Below are 17,215 nucleotides of genomic sequence, written 5' to 3'. Positions count from 1 at the left end.
TCGCCCCGTGCCGCCACGGCATGATGGACGCATGAAGACCGTGCAGCTGCGCCGCTACCAGATCGTCCCGGGCGAGTACGAGGCGTTCGTCTCGTGGTTCGAGGAGCGGATGCCCGCGGTGCGGCGCGCGACCGGCTTCGAGGTGGAGTTCGCCTACGGCGTGCCCGCGGCGAACGAGTTCGTGTGGGCGGTCAGCGTGCCGGGAGACCGGGCCGAGTTCGAGCGCGTCGAGGCCGCGTACGTGGTCTCGCCCGAGCGGGCGGCGGCGTTCGACGGCATCCCCGAGCGCATCGCCGCCAAGGAGATCTCGTACGTCGACGACGTGGCCATCGGCCGCGGCGACGAGCCGCACGCCGGCTGACGAGGGGCTCGGCCGCCGGTCAGGCGGCGATCGCCCGTGCCCTGGCGCCCGTCGGCGCCTCGCCGAACTCGGCGCGGAACGCGCGACTGAAGTGCGCGGCGTCGCGGAACCCCCACCGCGCCGCGATCTGCGCGACCGGGCGATGCGCCGACAGCGGGTCGACGAGTTCGCGACGGCATCGATCGAGGCGGCGGGCGCGGATCCAGCTGGAGACGGTCAGACCCTCCTCGTGGAAGACGGCGTGCAGGTGCCGCGTCGAGATGAAGTGGGCGGCGGCGATGCTGGTGGGGCTCAGCTCGGGCGAGCCGAGATGCTCGTCGATGAACGCCTGGACGCGACGCAGCATCGGCCGGTGCGGCTTGTCGGCGTCGCGGGCGAGGTCGAGCTGCTGGGCGTACATCGTCGTCACCAGGTCGACGGCGTTGCGTGCGAGTCTGCTTCCGACGGGACCGTCGAGCTGGTCGAGCTGCCCGGCGAGGCCGCCGAGGAACCCCGAGACCATGTGCGCGAGGCCCTCGTCGCCCGAGAGGGTCGTCGCCGTCATGCCGCGCACCGCCTCCGTGGGCAGCTCGATCAGCCGGTGCGGCACCATCAGCACGGCCGTCGTGAACCGCTCCTCGAAGACCAGCGAGTACGGGGTGTTCGTGTCGTAGATGGCCAGGTCGCCCGGGCGCACCACTGCCTCGCGCCCGTCCTGGATGAGCAGCCCGCTGCCCGAGAGCTGCAGGCCGAGCTTGAAGAACCGCGCCTCCTTGCGGGCCACCAGTTCGGGCGTCCGCCGGATCTCGTGCGCGTCGGCGGTCACGACCGAGAGGTGCACCTCGTCGGATGACGCGGTGCGGAGCCCGCCGCGGAACGAGTCGGGTCGCTCGGGGTGCACGCGCAGCGGCACGAACGATCGCGACACGAGGCCGGCGAACTGCGCGAAGTCGAGTGGCGCGACGGTGTCGGCGGCGGGGGATGTGCCGAGCGAGTGCTCCACGGGGTCACCTCAGTCTCTCTCCGGACGTCGTCGTCCGGCACGGGGGTGCGGTTATTCTACGCACGTAGCGCGAAGACCGACAGTGGGACGTGCACCGGAGGGCAAGCGCCGTTCACGCAGCGACAACCCGCCGCGGTGGGAGAGGGGCGATGATGACGGGCATCGTGCGAGGCCGTCGGGGTCTCGCGCACCCGGACGAAGGACCTCTGCCATGACCTCAACGTCGACAACGTCGCCGACGACGACCAGCGGTGAGCTCGGTCGACGCCGCCTCGGCGTGCCCTCCATCACCCTCATGATCATCGCGGCGTCCGCGCCGCTCACCGTCGTCGCCGGCGGGGTCACCAGCACCTTCGCCGTGACCGGGGTCATCGGCGTGCCCCTCGCGTTCCTCCTGCTCGCCGTCGCGCTCGCCGTCTTCGCCGTCGGGTACGCGGCCATGAGCCGGTTCGTCACGAACGCCGGGGCGTTCTACGCGTACATCGCGCAGGGCCTCGGCCGGCCGTTCGGCGTCGGCGCCTCACTCGTCGCGCTCGTCGCGTACAACGCGATGCAGATCGGCATCTACGGGCTCTTCGGGTTCCAACTCTCGATGTTCCTCGAGGCCAAGCTCGGCATCGCCACGCCGTGGTGGCTCTGGATCTTGGTCTGCATCATCGTCGTCGGCATCCTCGGCGTGAACCGCGTCGACCTGTCGGCGAAGGTGCTCGGCACGCTCGTCGCCCTCGAGTTCGTCGCGGTGCTCGTGTTCGACCTCGTCGCGCTCGCCGTGGCACCCGAGGGCGTGAGCACCGCCGCGCTCGAGCCGTCGAGCCTCTTCGTGCCCGGCATCGGCGCCGTGCTCTCGTTCTGCATCGCGGCCTTCATGGGCTTCGAGTCGGCCGCGATCTACGGCGAGGAGGCGAAGAACCCGAAGCGCACCGTCGCCCGCGCGACCTACGCCGCCGTCGCGATCATCGGCGTGTTCTACGCGTTCAGCGCGTGGGCGTTCACGGTGGGCGTCGGGCCCTCGCAGATCGTCGAGGCCTCGGCGACCTTCGGGCCCGACCTGATGTTCGTCTTCATGGGCGAGCACGCCCCCGTCATCATCAGCGACATCATGCAGGTGCTGTTCCTGACGAGCCTGTTCGCGGCCCTGCAGTCCTTCCACAACGCGGTCGCGCGCTACCTCTACTCGCTCGGTCGCGAGGGCGTGCTGCACCGCGGGCTCGGCGCCGTGCGCGCCGCCTCCCGCGCACCCTGGGCCGGTTCGCTCGCGCAGAGCGTCATCGCGGTCGTGGTGACCCTCGGATTCATCATCGCGGGGGAGGGCCTGGGGCTGAAGAACGACTTCGCGCCGGTCGAGTTCCTCTACCCGGTGCTCACGATGTTCACGTGGCTCACCAACACGGGGGCGATGGGGCTCGTGCTGCTCATGGGCATCGTCGCGGTCTCGGTCATCGGCTTCTTCCGTCGTGATCGCCGTGGAGTCAGCACGTGGGCGGCGGTCGTGGCGCCCTCGATCGCCGCGGTCGTGCTGTTCACGGTGTTCGTGCTGATCGTCGCGAACTTCGACGTGCTGCTCGGCCAGGCCGAGACCACGCCGGCGACCTTCGTGCTGCCGGCCCTGCTCATCGTCCCCGGCGTCCTCGGCGTCGTGTGGGCGTTCGCGCTGCGCCGTCGCGATCCCGCGCTGTACCAGCGCATCGGTCACGGGGTCGACGAGGCGGAGGCCGCCGTGCACGGTTCGGAGCCGCACCGCGGCATCTGACCAGCGGGCGATCCCGTCGTGGCCGTCGGTCGTTCACGCGAGCGCGGCCACGACGCCCGGTACGGCCATGGCGGCGAGCATGAGCGACGTGCTCGCCGCCTCGGCCGCGTGCCGGAGGCGCCGTGCGCCGTCGGCGCGCAGCTCTCGGACCACGAGGCATCCGCCGAACACGGTCATCGCGAGCGCGGCCAGGGCGAAGGCGCCGCCGCCGCCGTGCGCGTGGGCCGAGGAGGCGGCGTCGGCGGCCACGGGCATCGCGAACGCCCATCCGCCGACGATGAACGTCAGCGCCCGGTGCAGCAGGCGCGGGCGCCCAGGTGCGGGGATCCGCGCGCGGTGCCCGGCCTGTTCGGTGCGCAGCCGCACCCCGAGCGCGAGTCCGATGCCGACGAGCACGATCGTCCAGGCCAGCGGGGGAGCCAGGCGGGTGAACGCCATGTCGCACATCGCGAGGAGCATGACGGCGGAGGCCGCGAGGTCGAGCGCCGCGCGGCGCGTCGTCACGGCGCACCCCGCGCCGGTGAGCGCGCCGACGAGCATCGCGCCGTGGGCGAATTCGTTCATCTCGGGACTTCCCTGTCTCGTGGATGCAGGCTAATGTATCTCAACATTCGTAGAGAAAACGAGGACCCAGCATGACAACGACGTCGGCCCAGCACTCGCACCACGCGAGCCCGTCACCCATCGACACCCTCCCGTCGCCCCTGCGCGACGCCGACCCGCTGCGCGGCCTCGCCGCCGACGAGATCGTCGCGACGCGCGAGATCCTCGCCGCAGCCGGGCTCGTGCGCGAGACCACCCGCTTCGTGTACGTCGGCGTCGACGAGCCCGCCAAGGCGGAGGTCCTCGCCGGAATCGACCTGCCCCGCGTCATCCGTGCGCTGCTGCTCGACCAGGCGACCGGCGCCTCGCACGACGCACGCGTCTCGCTCACCGCCCGCGAGGTCGTCCGCGTCGACGAGATCGACGGAGCGAACGGCCAGGTGCCGATCCTCGACGTCGAGTTCGAGGCGATCTACGACCTGCTCGGTCGCGAGGACGAGTGGCACGCCGCGCTCGCCAAGCGCGGCATCACGCACGAGCAGGTCGCGCTCGCGCCGCTCTCGGCGGGCCAGTACGGCTTCGAGAACGAGCGGGGGCGCCGCGTCATCCGCGTGCTCGCCTTCATGCGCCAGTACGAGCAGGACCACTGCTGGGCCCACCCGGTCGACGGGCTCTGCGCGTACGTCGACATGGTCGAGGGCCGCATGTTCGAGCTCGTCGACCACAAGGTCTTCCCCATCCCCGCCGAGGGCGGTAACTTCGACGACCCCGAGGTGCAGGGCGCGCCGCTCGACACCCTGAAGCCCATCGCGATCACCCAGCCCGAGGGCCCGAGCTTCACCGTCGAGGGCGACGAGGTGTCGTGGGCGAACTGGCGCTTCTCGCTCGCGTTCGACGCCCGCGAAGGGCTCGTGCTGCGGCGCATCCGCTTCGTCGACGCCGACCAGGGCGGCGCCGAGCGCGACATCGTCTACCGCGCCTCGATCGCCGAGATGGTCGTGCCCTACGGCGACCCGTCGCCCGCGCGCTTCTGGCAGAACTACTTCGACACCGGCGAGTACGTGTTCGGCCGCTACGCGAACTCGCTCGTGCTGGGCTGCGACTGCCTCGGCGAGATCCACTACTTCGACGCCACGCTCGCCGACGAGCTCGGCAATCCCCGGGTCATCCCGAACGCCATCTGCATGCACGAGGAGGACTACGGCACCCTCTGGAAGCACACCGACATCTACACGGGCTCGAACGAGGTGCGCCGCCAGCGCCGGCTCGTGATCAGCTTCTTCACGACCGTCGGCAACTACGACTACGGCTTCTACTGGTACCTCTACCTCGACGGCACCATCGAGTGCGAGGCGAAGCTCACGGGCGTGCTCTTCACCTCCGCGTACGACCCCGAGGCGGGCGACCACGCGAGCGAGGTCGCGCCGGGCCTCGGCGCCCCGTACCACCAGCACCTGTTCAGCGCGCGACTCGACATGATGGTCGACGGCGTCGCGAACGCGGTCGACGAGGTGGACGCGGTGCGCCTGCCGATGGGCGAGGGCAACGAGTACGGCAACGCGTTCACCAAGCAGACGACGCGACTGCGCACCGAGTCGGAGGGCGTGCGCGACGCCGACCTCGCGGTCGGCCGGGCCTGGCACATCGTCAACACCGAGAAGCAGAACCGCCTGGGCCGGCCGGTCGCGTACGAACTGCTCGCGCAGGGCCTGCCGACGCTCATGGCCGACCCCGAGTCGGTGATCGCCAAGCGCGCGGGCTTCACCCGCAACCATCTCTGGGTCACGCGCTACGCGCAGGACGAGCGGTACCCGGCCGGCGACCTCGTGAACCAGAACCCCGGCGGCGACGGCCTGCCGCGCTACACCGCGGCCGACCGCTCGATCGACGGCGAGGACATCGTCCTCTGGCACACCTTCGGCCCCACGCACTTCCCGCGCGTCGAGGACTGGCCGGTCATGCCCGTCGACTACGCGAAGTTCACCCTGAAGCCCTACGGCTTCTTCGACCGCAACCCCGCGCTCGACGTGCCGTCGTCGGCGTCGATGGGCATGGCCTGCCACACCGCCGCGGCGCACGGTGCGCACGACGGTGACGGCGGGTGCGGCTGCGCCGCTGGTTCGTGCACCTGCTCGGGGCACGCGCACTGAGCGACGCCTCGAGGGCACGGGCGGTCGGATGTCGCATGGGCGACGTCCGGCCGCCCGTCGCCGTCGACCGCCGGGATCAGCGCAGCAGCTCGAGGTAGCCGTCGAGCATGCGCGTGAGCCGCTCGGGCCCCGAGGTGCCGGGCGACACGACCGCGACCACCTGCACGCCGTCGAGCAGCGCCATGAAGAGGTCGGTCACGAGCGCGACCTCCACGTCCTCGCGGATCTCGCCGAGTCGCTTCGCGGCCTCGAGGTGCCCCGTGATCTCGACGCGCCAGCGCTGCATGGTGCGCTCGTGGAGCTCGAGCAGCTCGGGCTCGTTGGCCGCGTACTCCCAGAACGGGATCACGATACGGGCCTCGAGGAGCCGCTCGTCGTCGATCGGGAAGATCTGCAGCATGAGCGCGCGCAGCGCCGCGAGCCCCTCGGCGTCGGCGCGGACGGCGGCGAAGCGATCGTTCGTCGCCTCGAAGACGTGCTCGAACGTCGCGCCGAGCAGTTCCTCCTTGTTGCGGAAGTACGGGAACAGGCCCCCGTTGGCCACCCCCGACGCCTTCGCGATCTCGCGCATGGTCGTCGCACGGAACCCCTTCGCCGCGATGAGGCGCCAGGTCGCGTGCACGATCGCGAGACGACGTTCGTCGTGGTCGACGATCTTCGGCATTGACCCTCCAGGGTGACGGCGGTGCGTTCGCTCCACGATACGCGGCGGCCGCAGCAGACACGGCGATGGCCGGGCGGGAATCCTCCCGCCCGGCCATCGCCGTCGCGTGCGCGCCTCAGCCGTTGACGACCTGCGGCACGGCGAGCGCCTTGAGCCCCTCGACCCCGAACTCGAGGCCGTAGCCCGACTGCTTCGCCCCGCCGAACGGCACCATCGGGTGCACCACGCCGTGGGCGTTGATCCAGACGGTGCCCGACTGGATGCGCGACGCGACCTCGCGGGCCGTCTCGCGGTCGGACGACCAGACGGAGGCGCCGAGGCCGACGTCGACGCCGTTCGCCATCTCGATCGCCTCGTCGAGGTCGCGGTACCGGATGATCGGGAGCGCCGGGCCGAACTGCTCCTCCGCCACCAGCGGGTGGTCGTTGTCGATGTCGGCGATCAGCGTCGTCGGGTAGAAGTAGCCCGGCTGCTCGCGGTCGGGCTCGCCGCCGAGCACGACGCGTGCGCCGGACGCCTTCGCCGACTCGACGAGCCGGTCGACGATGTCGAACTGCTGCTTGTTCTGCAGCGGCCCGAGCACGTTGCGCTCGTCGACGCCGACGCCCATCGGCATGGCGCCGGCGACCTCGGCGAGGGCCGAGACGACCTCGTCGTAGACGTCGTCGTGCACGTAGAGGCGCTTCAGCGCGGCGCAGGTCTGGCCCGTGTTGATGAACGCGCCCCAGAACAGGCCCTCGGCGATGGCCTTCGGGTCGACGTCGGGCAGCACGATGCCGGCGTCGTTGCCGCCGAGCTCGAGGGTGAGGCGCTTGACCGTGTCGGCCGAGCTGCGGATGATCGCCTTGCCGGTGGCGGTCGAGCCGGTGAACATCACCTTCCCGATCTCGGGGTGCGCGGAGAGCGCGGCGCCGACCTCGCGGCCGCCGCTGACGATGTGCAGCACGCCCTCGGGGAGCACGGTGTTGATCACCTGCACGAGCGCGAGCACGCTGAGCGGGGTGTACTCCGAGGGCTTCACCACGACGGTGTTGCCCATGCGCAGTGCCGGGGCGATCTGCCACACGGTGATCATCTGCGGCCAGTTCCACGGGCCGATGGCCCCGACCACGCCGATGGGGCGGTAGTGCAGCTCGGCGTGGGTCTCGCCGTCGTCGAACACGACCTCGGCCTCGAGCGGCGTCGCTGCGGCCGCCCGCATCCAGCCGGATGCCCCGCCGACCTCGAACCGCGCGTTCGGGCCGTTGAGCGGCTTGCCCTGCTCGCGCGAGAGCAGGTGGGCGAGCGCCTCGGCGTTCGCGTCGATCGCGTCGGCGGCCTGCAGGAGCAGCTCGCTGCGGCGCTCGTGCCCGAGTGCGGCCCATGCCGGCTGCGCGGCCTTCGCCGCGGCGACGGCGCGGTCGAGGTCGTCGACCGTGTGCACCGGGGCGTGGCCGACCACGTCTCCCGTCGCGGGGTCGAGGATCTCGCGGCGTTCGCCGCCGTTCGGGGTGATCTCCGCGAGGAGCGCGGCGTGCGCCTCCTCGAGGACGGGGGTCTGGGTGTCGATGGTCATGGCTCCTCCACGTCGAGTCGTGACCATCCACGCTAGGAGCGCGCGGGCGCGCGGCGTTGTCCAGGCGCGCGGGGCCCTTGACCCGGAGCGCACGCGACGGCGTCCATCCCGGCCGCGGCCTGTCCGAGGCCGCGGTGGCCCCGGCTCGTGAACGCCACGACGAGGCTCGCCACCGCGAGCACGCTCGCGAGGAGGCTCCAGGGCTCGGGCATGAGCTGCAGCAGTCCGTATCCGCCGATGCCCGCCGCGAACCGCACGAGTCGCCAGAGCACGCGGGGGCGCCGGGTCTCGGCGGCACCGATGAGCACCGCGCGCTCGCCGATCGTGACCCCGCCCGCGAGCACGGAGACCGCCTGCGCCGAGATGACGAGCAGGGTCGCGACGAGCGACACGGCGTCGGAGAACTCGAGCACCGACTCCCTCCCGAGGAGCAGGAGGAGCGCGGCGTTCGCGAGGACCGACAGCCCGATGGATCCCACGCCCAGCACGAGGAGGTCGGCGGTCATCGCCAGCAGCCGGCGCCCGGCCGAGACGACGCCGGTCGCGGCATCCTGCTCGTCGGACGCTCGACCGCGCCTGACGAGCGCCAGGGCCGCGAGCGAGCCGAGCACCGCGCCGAGCGTGTTCGTCATGAGGTCGCCCGTGTCGAACAGTCGGTAGGCGCACGGGTAGACGCCCCAGACGCCGGTGAGCTGCGTGAGCTCGATCGCGAGCGAGACGAGTGCGCCCGCGGCCGTCGCGACGACGATGCCGCGGTCGAAGAGCGCGCGCACGAAGAAGCCGAGCGGCAGGAACAGCACGATGTTGAGCGCGAACTGCTGGAACGCGGCGTTGCGCAGCAGCGAGCCGCCGTCCTCCGCCTGGAGGCGCACGATGTCGGCGATCTCCGCGAAGGGGTCGAGCACGACGCCCGAGCACGTGTAGTCGCCGGAATCGGGCAGCGGCAGCAGGGTGTACGCCCAGAGGCCGAGCAGGTAGAAGCCGAGCGCGATCCAGCCGAGGAACCGTGCTGTCGAGAACCCGCCGCGCCGACGGTAGCTCAGGGCCACGAGCGGCACGAACGCGACCGTCAGGGCGACGGCGCCGACGAGGACGGCGATGACTCCGGGCATGAGGCGATCCACGTGACCCCAGTCTACGGAGGCGCCCTCGGTCGCCGGCCGGTCGCCGCGCCGTCGCGCCGCGTTGCCTCCGTTCGACGTCACGTACAGCAACCGCGCATGAATGTCTAGGTATGATCGAGACATCCCCGGAAAGAATGCGGCCAGCGCTGCCCACCGGCAGACGCGGTCGCACGACCCTGGTCGACGACGCCCACGTCCGCTCGGCCGAGAAGGAAGAACGTGAGCCACGAGTTCGACGCCCGCCGTGCCGAATGGATCGCCAAAGAGGAGCTCGCCGAGCGGATGATTCCGCTGATCGGCGGCCTCTACCGAGACCACGGGGTGGTGACGTCGATCCACGGACGACGGCTCATCAACCGCTCGGCGGTCGAACTGCTGAAGGCGCACCGCTTCGCCCGCCAGGCCGGCGACGTCGAGCTCGACCTCGTCGACACCATGCGCGTGCTCGACGTGCTCCGCGAGATCGCGCCGGGCCCGGCCTCGATCGACGTCGCCCGCATCGTCAGCCGCTACGCCGACGCCGTCGGCGAGGGCGACGCCCGCGAGCTCGTCGACTTCGTGCGCGCCGAACTCGCCCCGGTCATCGCCGAGGCCGGCGCCCCCGAGGCGTCCGGCACCGACGTGGTGCTCTACGGCTTCGGCCGCATCGGGCGCCTCCTCGCCCGCATCCTCATCGCGCACACGGGCGGCGGCCAGGGCCTGCGCCTGCGTGCGGTCGTCGTGCGCAAGGGCGCGGAGAACGACCTCGTGAAGCGCGCGAGCCTGCTCCGCCGCGACTCGGTGCACGGCCCCTTCGCGGGCACCATCGAGGTCGACGAGGAGGCGAACACGATCCTCGCGAACGGCACGCTGATCCAGGTCATCTACTCCGACGACCCCGCGACGATCGACTACACCGCCTACGGCATCGACAACGCGATCGTCGTCGACAACACGGGCCGCTGGCGCGACGAGGCCGGCCTCAGCCAGCACCTGCGGTCGAAGGGCGTCGCCCGCGTGCTCCTCACCGCACCCGGCAAGGGCGCGATCAAGAACATCGTGCACGGCATCAACACCGACGACATCACGGCCGACGACCGCATCCTCTCGGCCGCCTCCTGCACGACGAACGCGATCACCCCGGTGCTGAAGGCCGTCGACGACGCCTACGGCGTCGTGCGCGGTCACGTCGAGACGGTGCACTCGTTCACGAACGACCAGAACCTGATCGACAACTTCCACAAGGGCGACCGTCGTGGCCGCTCGGCCGTGCTCAACATGGTCATCGCCGAGACGGGCGCCGCGAAGGCCGTGTCGAAGGCGCTGCCGGCCCTCGAGGGCAAGCTCACCGGCTCCGCCATCCGCGTGCCCACGCCCGACGTGTCGCTCGCGATCCTGAACCTCCAGTTCGAGCGCCCCGCGACGAAGGCCGAGCTCAACCGGTTCCTCCGCCAGACCTCGCTCACCTCGCCGCTGCGCCAGCAGATCGACTACATCGAGTCGCCCGAGGTGGTCTCGACCGACTTCGTCGGCTCGAACCGCGCCGGCATCGTCGACGGTCTCGCGACCATCGCCGACGGCACCGACGCCGTGCTCTACGTCTGGTACGACAACGAGTACGGCTACTCGTGCCAGGTCGTGCGCGTGATCGAGGCGATGGCGGGCACCCACCCCGTCGTGCTGCCCGAGCGCCAGCCCGTCGTGCTCGCGCGCGAGCCCGAGCCGGTCGGCTGACCTCGCCTCCAGAACGAGACGGATGCCCCGTGCGCACGCGTGCGCACGGGGCATCCGTCGTTCGCGTACCAAGCGAGCGCTTGGCTGGCCGTAGGCTGGAGCCATGAGCACTGAAGCCGTCATCGTCGACGTCGTCCGCACGCCCGTCGGGCGCGGCAAGCCCGGGGGGCTGCTGTCCGCCGTCCACCCCGTCGACCTCCTCGCGGGAGTGCTCGACGCGCTCGTCAATCGCAACGACCTCGACCCGGGGCTGATCGACGACGTGATCGGCGGCTGCGTCAGCCAGATCGGCGAGCAGAGCTACAACCTCACCCGCAACGCGGTGCTCGCCGCGGGCTTCCCCGAACACGTGCCGGGCACCACGATCGACCGGCAGTGCGGCTCGAGCCAGCAGGCCGCGACGTTCGCCGCGCAGGCCGTGCTCGCGGGCCAGGCCGACATCGTGATCGCCTGCGGGGTCGAGTCCATGAGCCGGGTGCCGCTCGGCTCGAGCGCCGCGGGCGCCGACCCGTACGGCTCGCGCATCCGCACCCGCTACCCCGAGGGGCTCGTGAACCAGGGCGTCTCCGCCGAGCTCATCGCGGCCAAGTGGGGCTTCTCGCGCGACGAGCTCGACGCCTTCGCCGCACGCTCGCACGAGCTCGCGGCCGCGGCGCACGAGTCGGGTGCCTTCGCGAGCGAGCTCGTGCCGGTGCCCGGCGTCGACGGGCTCGCCGACGAGACGGTGCGCCCGGGCACCTCGGTCGAGTCGCTCGCGGGCCTGAACCCGGCGTTCCGCACCGACGCGCTCGCGGCCCGCTTCCCCGAGCTCGACTGGCGGATCACGCCCGGCAACTCGTCGCCGCTCACCGACGGGGCCTCCGCCGCGCTCATCATGAGCGCCGAGCGCGCCTCGCAGCTGGGGCTCACCCCGCGGGCGCGCTTCCGCTCGTTCTCGGTGGTCGGCAGCGACCCGCTCTACATGCTCACGGGCGTCATCCCGGCGACGGCGAAGGTGCTCGAGCGGGCCGGGCTCACGCACGACGACATCGACGCGTACGAGGTCAACGAGGCATTCGCCTCGGTTCCGCTGGCCTGGCTCGCCGACACCGGTGCGGACGCCGCGAAGCTCAACCCGCGCGGCGGGGCGATCGCGCTCGGGCACGCCCTCGGCTCGTCGGGTACGCGCCTGCTCACGACCCTCGTCAACCAGCTCGAGGCGACGGGCGGCCGCTACGGCCTGCAGACGATGTGCGAGGGCGGCGGCATGGCGAACGCCACCGTCATCGAACGCATCTGACCGACCTCCCACCCGCTCGATCTCGTCGAGTGCCGCCGTCCGGCCGAGCGTCGCCGCGGCAGCGGGAACCTCCGGTTCGAACGGAGACGCACGGCGACCACACCAATCGAAAGGACAGCAGATGGAACTCAACGGAGCATCCGCGATCGTCACGGGCGGCGCCTCGGGCCTCGGCCGGGCGACGGCGCGCGCACTCGTCGAGGGCGGCGCCGCCGTCGTCCTCGTCGACCTGCCCGGGCCGCGCGGCGAGGAGGCGGCGGCCGAACTCGGCGATCGCGCCCGCTTCGTCGCGGCCGACGTCGCGAACGAGGCCGAGGTGCAGGCCGCGGTCGATGCGGCCTCGTCCCTCGCGCCCCTCCGCGTCGCGGTGAACTGCGCCGGCATCGTGACGGCGAACCGCACCGTCGGCCGTGACGGCGCCGGCCCGCTCGACGCCTTCGAGCGGACCATTCGGGTGAACCTCATCGGCACGTTCAACGTCACCCGCCTCGCGGCCGCGGCGATGGCCGCGACCGAGCCCGTGACCTCGGCCCTGGCGGGCGGCCCGGCGACTGCGGAGCGCGGCGTCATCGTGAACACGGCCTCGGTCGCCGCCTTCGACGGGCAGATCGGCCAGGCCGCCTACTCGGCGTCGAAGGCGGGTGTCGCGGGCATGACCCTGCCGATCGCACGCGACCTGTCGAAGCTGCTCATCCGCGTCATGACGATCGCGCCGGGCATCTTCGAGACGCCGATGATGGCGGGCATGCCCGACGAGGTGCGGGGCTCGCTCGAGGCCCAGGTGCCCCACCCCTCGCGGCTCGGCCACCCCAGCGAGTACGCCGCGCTCGTGCGCTCGATCATCGCCAACCCGATGCTGAACGGCGAGACGATCCGCCTCGACGGCGCGATCCGGATGCAGCCGAAGTAGCCGACCCGACGCAGCGGGGCCGTCACCCGTCGACGGGTCGCAGGAGGATTCGCGCGACACGCGGGCGCCCGCGCGTCCGAGGGCGGTCTGCTCCTGCGACCCGTCGTCGGCTCGGTCGCCGGCTGCACGAACGGATGCCTCGGGGCCGACGATCGCGCGATCGCCGGCCCCGAGGCATCCCGCCTGCCGCCGGACTCAGACCGAGGTGCGCCGCGGGCTGCGGTTTCCCGGGAAGTCGAGCGTGCCGCGCCCGCCGCCACGGGCCGCCTTGACGATGCCGTCGATCGAGTCCCAGGTGCAGACCGCCGCGACGCCGCCGACGAACAGCACCGAGAGCACCCGTACGGCGTCGGCGTCGAGGTGCGGGTCGACGAGCGCGACGAACTCGGGGCTGAGCAGCATGCCCTCGACGAAGAGCCAGATGACCGGGATCGCGAACGCGGCGTTCAGCACGACGTTCACGATCGCGTTGGCCCAGTTCCAGTCGCTGCGGTAGATCCACACGGCGAACGCCGCCTCGAGCGCGATGAGCACGAAGAGGTACGGCAGCCAGAACGACCACAGCTCGGGCGCGAGCAGCGGCACCGCGGAGCGCTCGCCGCCGATCCACACGATGCCGAACTGCTGCCACACGAGGAACGCCGCGGCGATCGCGAGCCAGACGAGGCTGGCGATGAGGTCGCCCCGCCGGTGCGGGCGACGCACCTCGGGCAGCTGCGGGAGCTGGTCGGGCGTCCACCCGAGCAGCTTGTCCGTGCTGCCGACGGCACCCGTGTCGTAGCGCTCGATGAGGGCGAAGACGAGCGTCAGCCAGAAGGCGAGGTGCACGGCGACGGCGAGGCCCGTGGAGACCACCGTGCCGATGATCTCCCAGCCGCCGCCCGCGAGCACGAGGCCGAGCGCGGTCGCAGCCGCGACCGTCGCGGGGACGAACGACTCGAGGAAGATCAGCAGGCGCCTCCAGACGAGGAAGTAGCGCGGCCCGATCAGCATGAGCGGGCGGTCGCTGTAGCTCGCAGCGAGCACGGCGGGGTGACCGAGTTCCACGAGCGCGTCGCGCTCGGCGGTCTCGGGCGTCGAGGCCCCCGATTCGACCCGCGCGTCGATCGTGTCGGCGATGCGCTCGGCGAGGTCGCGGGAGAGCTCCTCGCGCTGCATCTGGGGAAGGCTCCGTGTCGCCGCGAAGAGATAGCGGTCGGTGAGCTCGGTCATGATTCGTCTCCGTCGGTGAGGCCGGCGAGCGCGTCGTCGATGCGCCGCCAGTCGGTCATGAGGGCGTCGGCGAGCAGCTCGCCGCCGGGGCTGGTGCGGTAGAACTTGCGGGGCCGGGCCTCGTCGGTGTTCCACTCGCTCGTGAGGAGGCCCTGCTTCTCGAGCCGGCGCAGCAGCGGGTAGAGCGTGTTGGCGTCGACGAGGATGCCGAGCGTGTTCAGCGACTCGAGCAGGGCGTAGCCGTAGTCGGGCGTGCGCAGCCGGATCAGGCACGCGAGCACGACGGTGCCGCGGCGCAGCTCCTGCAGGTGCCCGGCGGTCGTCTCATCGGTGTCCATGGATCACACGATAGTGTGTCTCGCACAGTAATGCAATAGACGCGATAAAGGGCGTCTCGAGTATCCGTCGCCGCGCACGGCCTCGGCTATGCTGAGCGCGTGCTCCCGCGACTCGGTTGGGCCGATGTCGCAAGGGCCGCGGCGATCGCCCTGGTGGTGCTGTACCACGTCGGTGGTGCCTGGATCGATGCCGTGCTCGCCGAGACCGGCCGGGTGGGCGCGATGATCGGCGCCGTCAACGAGCTGCTGCTGACGGTGCGCATGCCCCTGTTCTTCCTCGTCTCGGGCATGCTCGCGACGCGCGCGCTCGATCGACCGTTCGCCGCCGTCCGTCGATCGCGCATCCTCGACCTGCTCTGGCCGTACGCGATCTGGTCGCTCGCATTCGCGCCGTGCTGGGCGTTCGCCTACGGCGCGGGCTTGGCCGACCTCCCGCGGGCACTCGGCTGGATCCCGGAACTCTCGGGAGCCTACTGGTACCTGCCGGCGCTTGTCGTGTTCTTCCTCGCCGCGCGCGCGGCGGGCCGGCACCGCGCCGCGCTCCTCGGCGTCGCAGTGCTGCTGTGGCTGTGCGCACCCGTGTTGGCGCCGTTCGTCACCACGCTTCCGGCCGGCCTCACCCTGTACCGGCTCATGACGTTCTTCGTGTGGTTCGTGGCGGGCGCGACGCTCCGTTCGGTGCTCGATCGGATGGCCGGGGCCCCGCCGGCCCTCGGGCTCGTCCTCGCCGTCTCGTGGACGGTGCTCTCGCTCCTCGACCGATCGTCCGCCTGGTCCATCACGCCCGCGCTGAGCCTGCTCGGCGTGACCGCGGCCGTGATGCTGTGCGGCGCCGCCGCCAGGATCCCGCGGGTCGCGAGCGCGGGTCGCTTCCTCGGGGGCCGCACGCTCGCCATCTACCTCATGCACCCGGTGGCGCTCACGGTGCTCGTGATCGTGATCCCGCCGATTCCGGGCGGCGATCTCGCCGCGCTCGTGCTCGTCGTCGGCGCGACGACCCTCCTCACGGCGGGGCCCGCCGTCCTGCGTCCGCACCTTCCCGACGGGTTGTTCCGCCTCCCGCTGCCGTCCCGTCGCGCCGAAGGCGAACGGGAGGCACTCGCCCCCGTCGCCTGATCGGGCCGCGCCGGAGGAGCGGAACGGACTCGGCGATGCCCGCGGGGAGGGCTACTCGCCCTCGTGCGCCTCGAGGAACTCGTAGACCGAGGCGTCGTCGACCCCGGGGAACGTGCCCGACGGCAGCGGCGAGAGCACGTGCGCGTGCAGGCGCGCACTCGGCCAGGCCCGGCCCGCCCAGCGCTCGGCGAGATCGGACGGGGCGCTGCGGCAGCACGACTCGTCGGGACAGGTGGAGACCGCCCGGAGCGTGGTCTCGCGCCCGCGGAACCACTTCGCCTGCGCGAAGGGCACGCCGACCGTGATCGAGAACTCCGCGGCATCCGTGCGGCCGGTCTGGGTCGCGCACCAGAAGGTGCCCGCCGGGGTGTCGGTGTACTGGTAGTTCTCCGTCGTGCGGTTGGTGTGCGCGAACGCGGTGCGGGCACTCCACTTCTTGCACACCCATTGGCCCTCGATCGACCCGGTCACGTCGGTCGGCAGCGGCAGCCCGTCGTTCTCGTAGCCCTTGAGGAGGGCTCCATCGCCCGCCACCCGGAGGAAGTGCAGGGTCATGTCGAGGTGCGAGGTCGCGAGGTTCGTGAAGCGCAGCGCCGCGGCCTCGTGGGTGACGCCGAACGCGTCGCGGAAGTCCTCGATCGCGAGCCGCTTCTCCTTCTTCGCCTCCTGGAGGAACGCGATCGAGGCGTCCTGCGGCATGAGGCAGGCGGCGGCGAAGTAGTTGATCTCGAGTCGCTGCCAGAGGAACTCGGTGTAACTGGCCGGGGGAGTGTGTCCCAGCAGTCGGTGCGCCATCGCCTGGAGGGCCATCGACCGCAGGCCGTGGCCGCCGGGGATCGATGCGGGCGGCAGGTAGATGCGGCCGTTCGAGAGGTCGCTGATCGACCGCGTCGAGTCGGGCAGGTCGTCGACGTAGAAGAGCTGGAACCCGAGCCGCTCGGCCATGACGCTCACCTCGCGGTGCGTCAACGCGCCGGAGCGGTGCCCCGAGGAGCGGACCTGCTCCTCGGCGAGGGTCTCGATCTCGGGCAGGTAGTTCGCGCGCTCGCGCATGCGCTCGCGGAGCTCGGTGTTGGCGCGCCGCGCCTCCTCGGGGGTCGCGATCGCCTCGGTCGCCCGGCGCTGGAGCTCGCGGTGGAGCCCCACGACCGCCTCGAGCGTCTCGTCGGTGATGCCGCGCGTGGCCTTGATCGGCGGCAGGCCGAGGCTCGCGTAGAGGTGGCCCGCCTGGGCCCGGCCGAGCTCGAGCTCGAGCGCGGCGCGCCGGCTCGGCGCCTCGCGCGAGAGCAGTTCGGCGAGTTCGACGTCGAGCGCGGCGGCCAAGGCGTCGAGCGTCGAGAGCTTCGGCTCGCGCTTGCCGTTCTCGATGAGCGAGAGCTGGCTGCCGGCCATGCCGACGGCCTCGCCGAGCTGGTCGAGGGTGAGCCCGCGCTCGCCGCGGAAGTGGCGGATGCGGTGGCCGAGCGTCGCGAGGTCGGGGGAGCCTGCCTTCATGCCTTAAGAATATCGAAAGATCAA

15 protein-coding genes are annotated in these 17,215 nt (G+C 71.7%); 7 read left to right on the top strand and 8 right to left on the bottom strand.

Translation table 11 applies throughout. The annotated features are described in order from the left end of the window. Positions 1-31 precede the first annotated feature (31 nt). Complete coding sequence (locus ACFVAJ_RS02245; protein ID WP_376941169.1) at positions 32-361, top strand: hypothetical protein; 330 nt, start codon at positions 32-34, stop codon at positions 359-361. Between the two features lie 19 nt (positions 362-380). On the opposite strand, the gene ACFVAJ_RS02240 is transcribed toward ACFVAJ_RS02245, so the two are convergent. After that, positions 381-1,343: a helix-turn-helix domain-containing protein gene (locus tag ACFVAJ_RS02240; RefSeq protein WP_376941168.1), complete on the bottom strand. Its 963-nt coding sequence runs from the start codon at positions 1,341-1,343 to the stop codon at positions 381-383. 211 nt (positions 1,344-1,554) lie between these two features. Between ACFVAJ_RS02240 and ACFVAJ_RS02235 the strand changes: the two genes are divergently transcribed. After that, on the top strand, positions 1,555-3,093 hold the full coding sequence (locus ACFVAJ_RS02235; RefSeq protein WP_376941167.1) for an APC family permease: 1,539 nt from the start codon (positions 1,555-1,557) through the stop codon (positions 3,091-3,093). 33 nt (positions 3,094-3,126) lie between these two features. Here ACFVAJ_RS02235 and ACFVAJ_RS02230 read toward each other — a convergent pair whose 3' ends face one another. Beyond that, entirely contained in the window at positions 3,127-3,657 is a 531-nt protein-coding gene (locus ACFVAJ_RS02230; RefSeq protein WP_376941166.1) for a hypothetical protein, read from the bottom strand. A 71-nt stretch (positions 3,658-3,728) separates the two neighbouring features. On the opposite strand from ACFVAJ_RS02230, the gene ACFVAJ_RS02225 reads away from it, so the two are divergent. Continuing rightward, on the top strand, positions 3,729-5,786 hold the full coding sequence (locus tag ACFVAJ_RS02225) for a primary-amine oxidase (RefSeq protein WP_376941165.1): 2,058 nt from the start codon (positions 3,729-3,731) through the stop codon (positions 5,784-5,786). 76 nt (positions 5,787-5,862) lie between these two features. Here the strand turns inward: ACFVAJ_RS02225 and ACFVAJ_RS02220 are convergent, their stop codons facing one another. From ACFVAJ_RS02220 to ACFVAJ_RS02210, 3 genes are all read right to left on the bottom strand, one after another. Continuing rightward, on the bottom strand, positions 5,863-6,450 hold the full coding sequence (locus tag ACFVAJ_RS02220; protein ID WP_376941164.1) for a TetR/AcrR family transcriptional regulator: 588 nt from the start codon (positions 6,448-6,450) through the stop codon (positions 5,863-5,865). A 115-nt stretch (positions 6,451-6,565) separates the two neighbouring features. Continuing rightward, positions 6,566-8,005, bottom strand: coding sequence for an aldehyde dehydrogenase family protein (locus tag ACFVAJ_RS02215; RefSeq protein ID WP_376941163.1), 1,440 nt, complete (start codon positions 8,003-8,005; stop codon positions 6,566-6,568). A 32-nt stretch (positions 8,006-8,037) separates the two neighbouring features. Continuing rightward, a complete protein-coding gene (locus ACFVAJ_RS02210; protein WP_376941162.1) occupies positions 8,038-9,117 on the bottom strand; it encodes a VanZ family protein in 1,080 nt (359 codons plus the stop codon). Between the two features lie 294 nt (positions 9,118-9,411). On the opposite strand from ACFVAJ_RS02210, the gene ACFVAJ_RS02205 reads away from it, so the two are divergent. The 3 genes from ACFVAJ_RS02205 (at position 9,412) to ACFVAJ_RS02195 (ending at position 13,031) form a co-directional block, all read left to right on the top strand. Then, a complete protein-coding gene (locus tag ACFVAJ_RS02205; protein ID WP_376942462.1) occupies positions 9,412-10,842 on the top strand; it encodes a glyceraldehyde-3-phosphate dehydrogenase in 1,431 nt (476 codons plus the stop codon). Positions 10,843-10,945: 103 nt separating this feature from the next. Beyond that, a complete protein-coding gene (locus tag ACFVAJ_RS02200) occupies positions 10,946-12,121 on the top strand; it encodes a thiolase family protein (protein WP_376941161.1) in 1,176 nt (391 codons plus the stop codon). 121 nt (positions 12,122-12,242) lie between these two features. Next, positions 12,243-13,031, top strand: coding sequence for a 3-hydroxyacyl-CoA dehydrogenase (locus ACFVAJ_RS02195; RefSeq protein WP_376941160.1), 789 nt, complete (start codon positions 12,243-12,245; stop codon positions 13,029-13,031). A 195-nt stretch (positions 13,032-13,226) separates the two neighbouring features. Here the strand turns inward: ACFVAJ_RS02195 and ACFVAJ_RS02190 are convergent, their stop codons facing one another. After that, a complete protein-coding gene (locus ACFVAJ_RS02190; protein WP_376941159.1) occupies positions 13,227-14,243 on the bottom strand; it encodes a permease prefix domain 1-containing protein in 1,017 nt (338 codons plus the stop codon). Beyond that, positions 14,240-14,581, bottom strand: coding sequence for a PadR family transcriptional regulator (locus ACFVAJ_RS02185; RefSeq protein WP_376941158.1), 342 nt, complete (start codon positions 14,579-14,581; stop codon positions 14,240-14,242). Before ACFVAJ_RS02185 ends, ACFVAJ_RS02190 begins: the two co-directional genes overlap by 4 nt. A 99-nt stretch (positions 14,582-14,680) precedes the next feature. On the opposite strand from ACFVAJ_RS02185, the gene ACFVAJ_RS02180 reads away from it, so the two are divergent. Further along, positions 14,681-15,697 (top strand): acyltransferase family protein, encoded by a 1,017-nt coding sequence (locus tag ACFVAJ_RS02180; protein WP_376941157.1) that lies wholly within the window; start codon positions 14,681-14,683, stop codon positions 15,695-15,697. Positions 15,698-15,748: 51 nt separating this feature from the next. Here ACFVAJ_RS02180 and ACFVAJ_RS02175 read toward each other — a convergent pair whose 3' ends face one another. After that, positions 15,749-17,191, bottom strand: coding sequence for a helix-turn-helix domain-containing protein (locus ACFVAJ_RS02175; protein ID WP_376941156.1), 1,443 nt, complete (start codon positions 17,189-17,191; stop codon positions 15,749-15,751). Positions 17,192-17,215: the final 24 nt, after the last annotated feature.

This window comes from Agromyces sp. NPDC057679, from assembly GCF_042799635.1.
Lineage (GTDB): Bacteria > Actinomycetota > Actinomycetes > Actinomycetales > Microbacteriaceae > Agromyces.
Note: the sequence above shows the minus strand (reverse complement) of the source record. Positions and strands in the feature narration are given on the sequence as shown.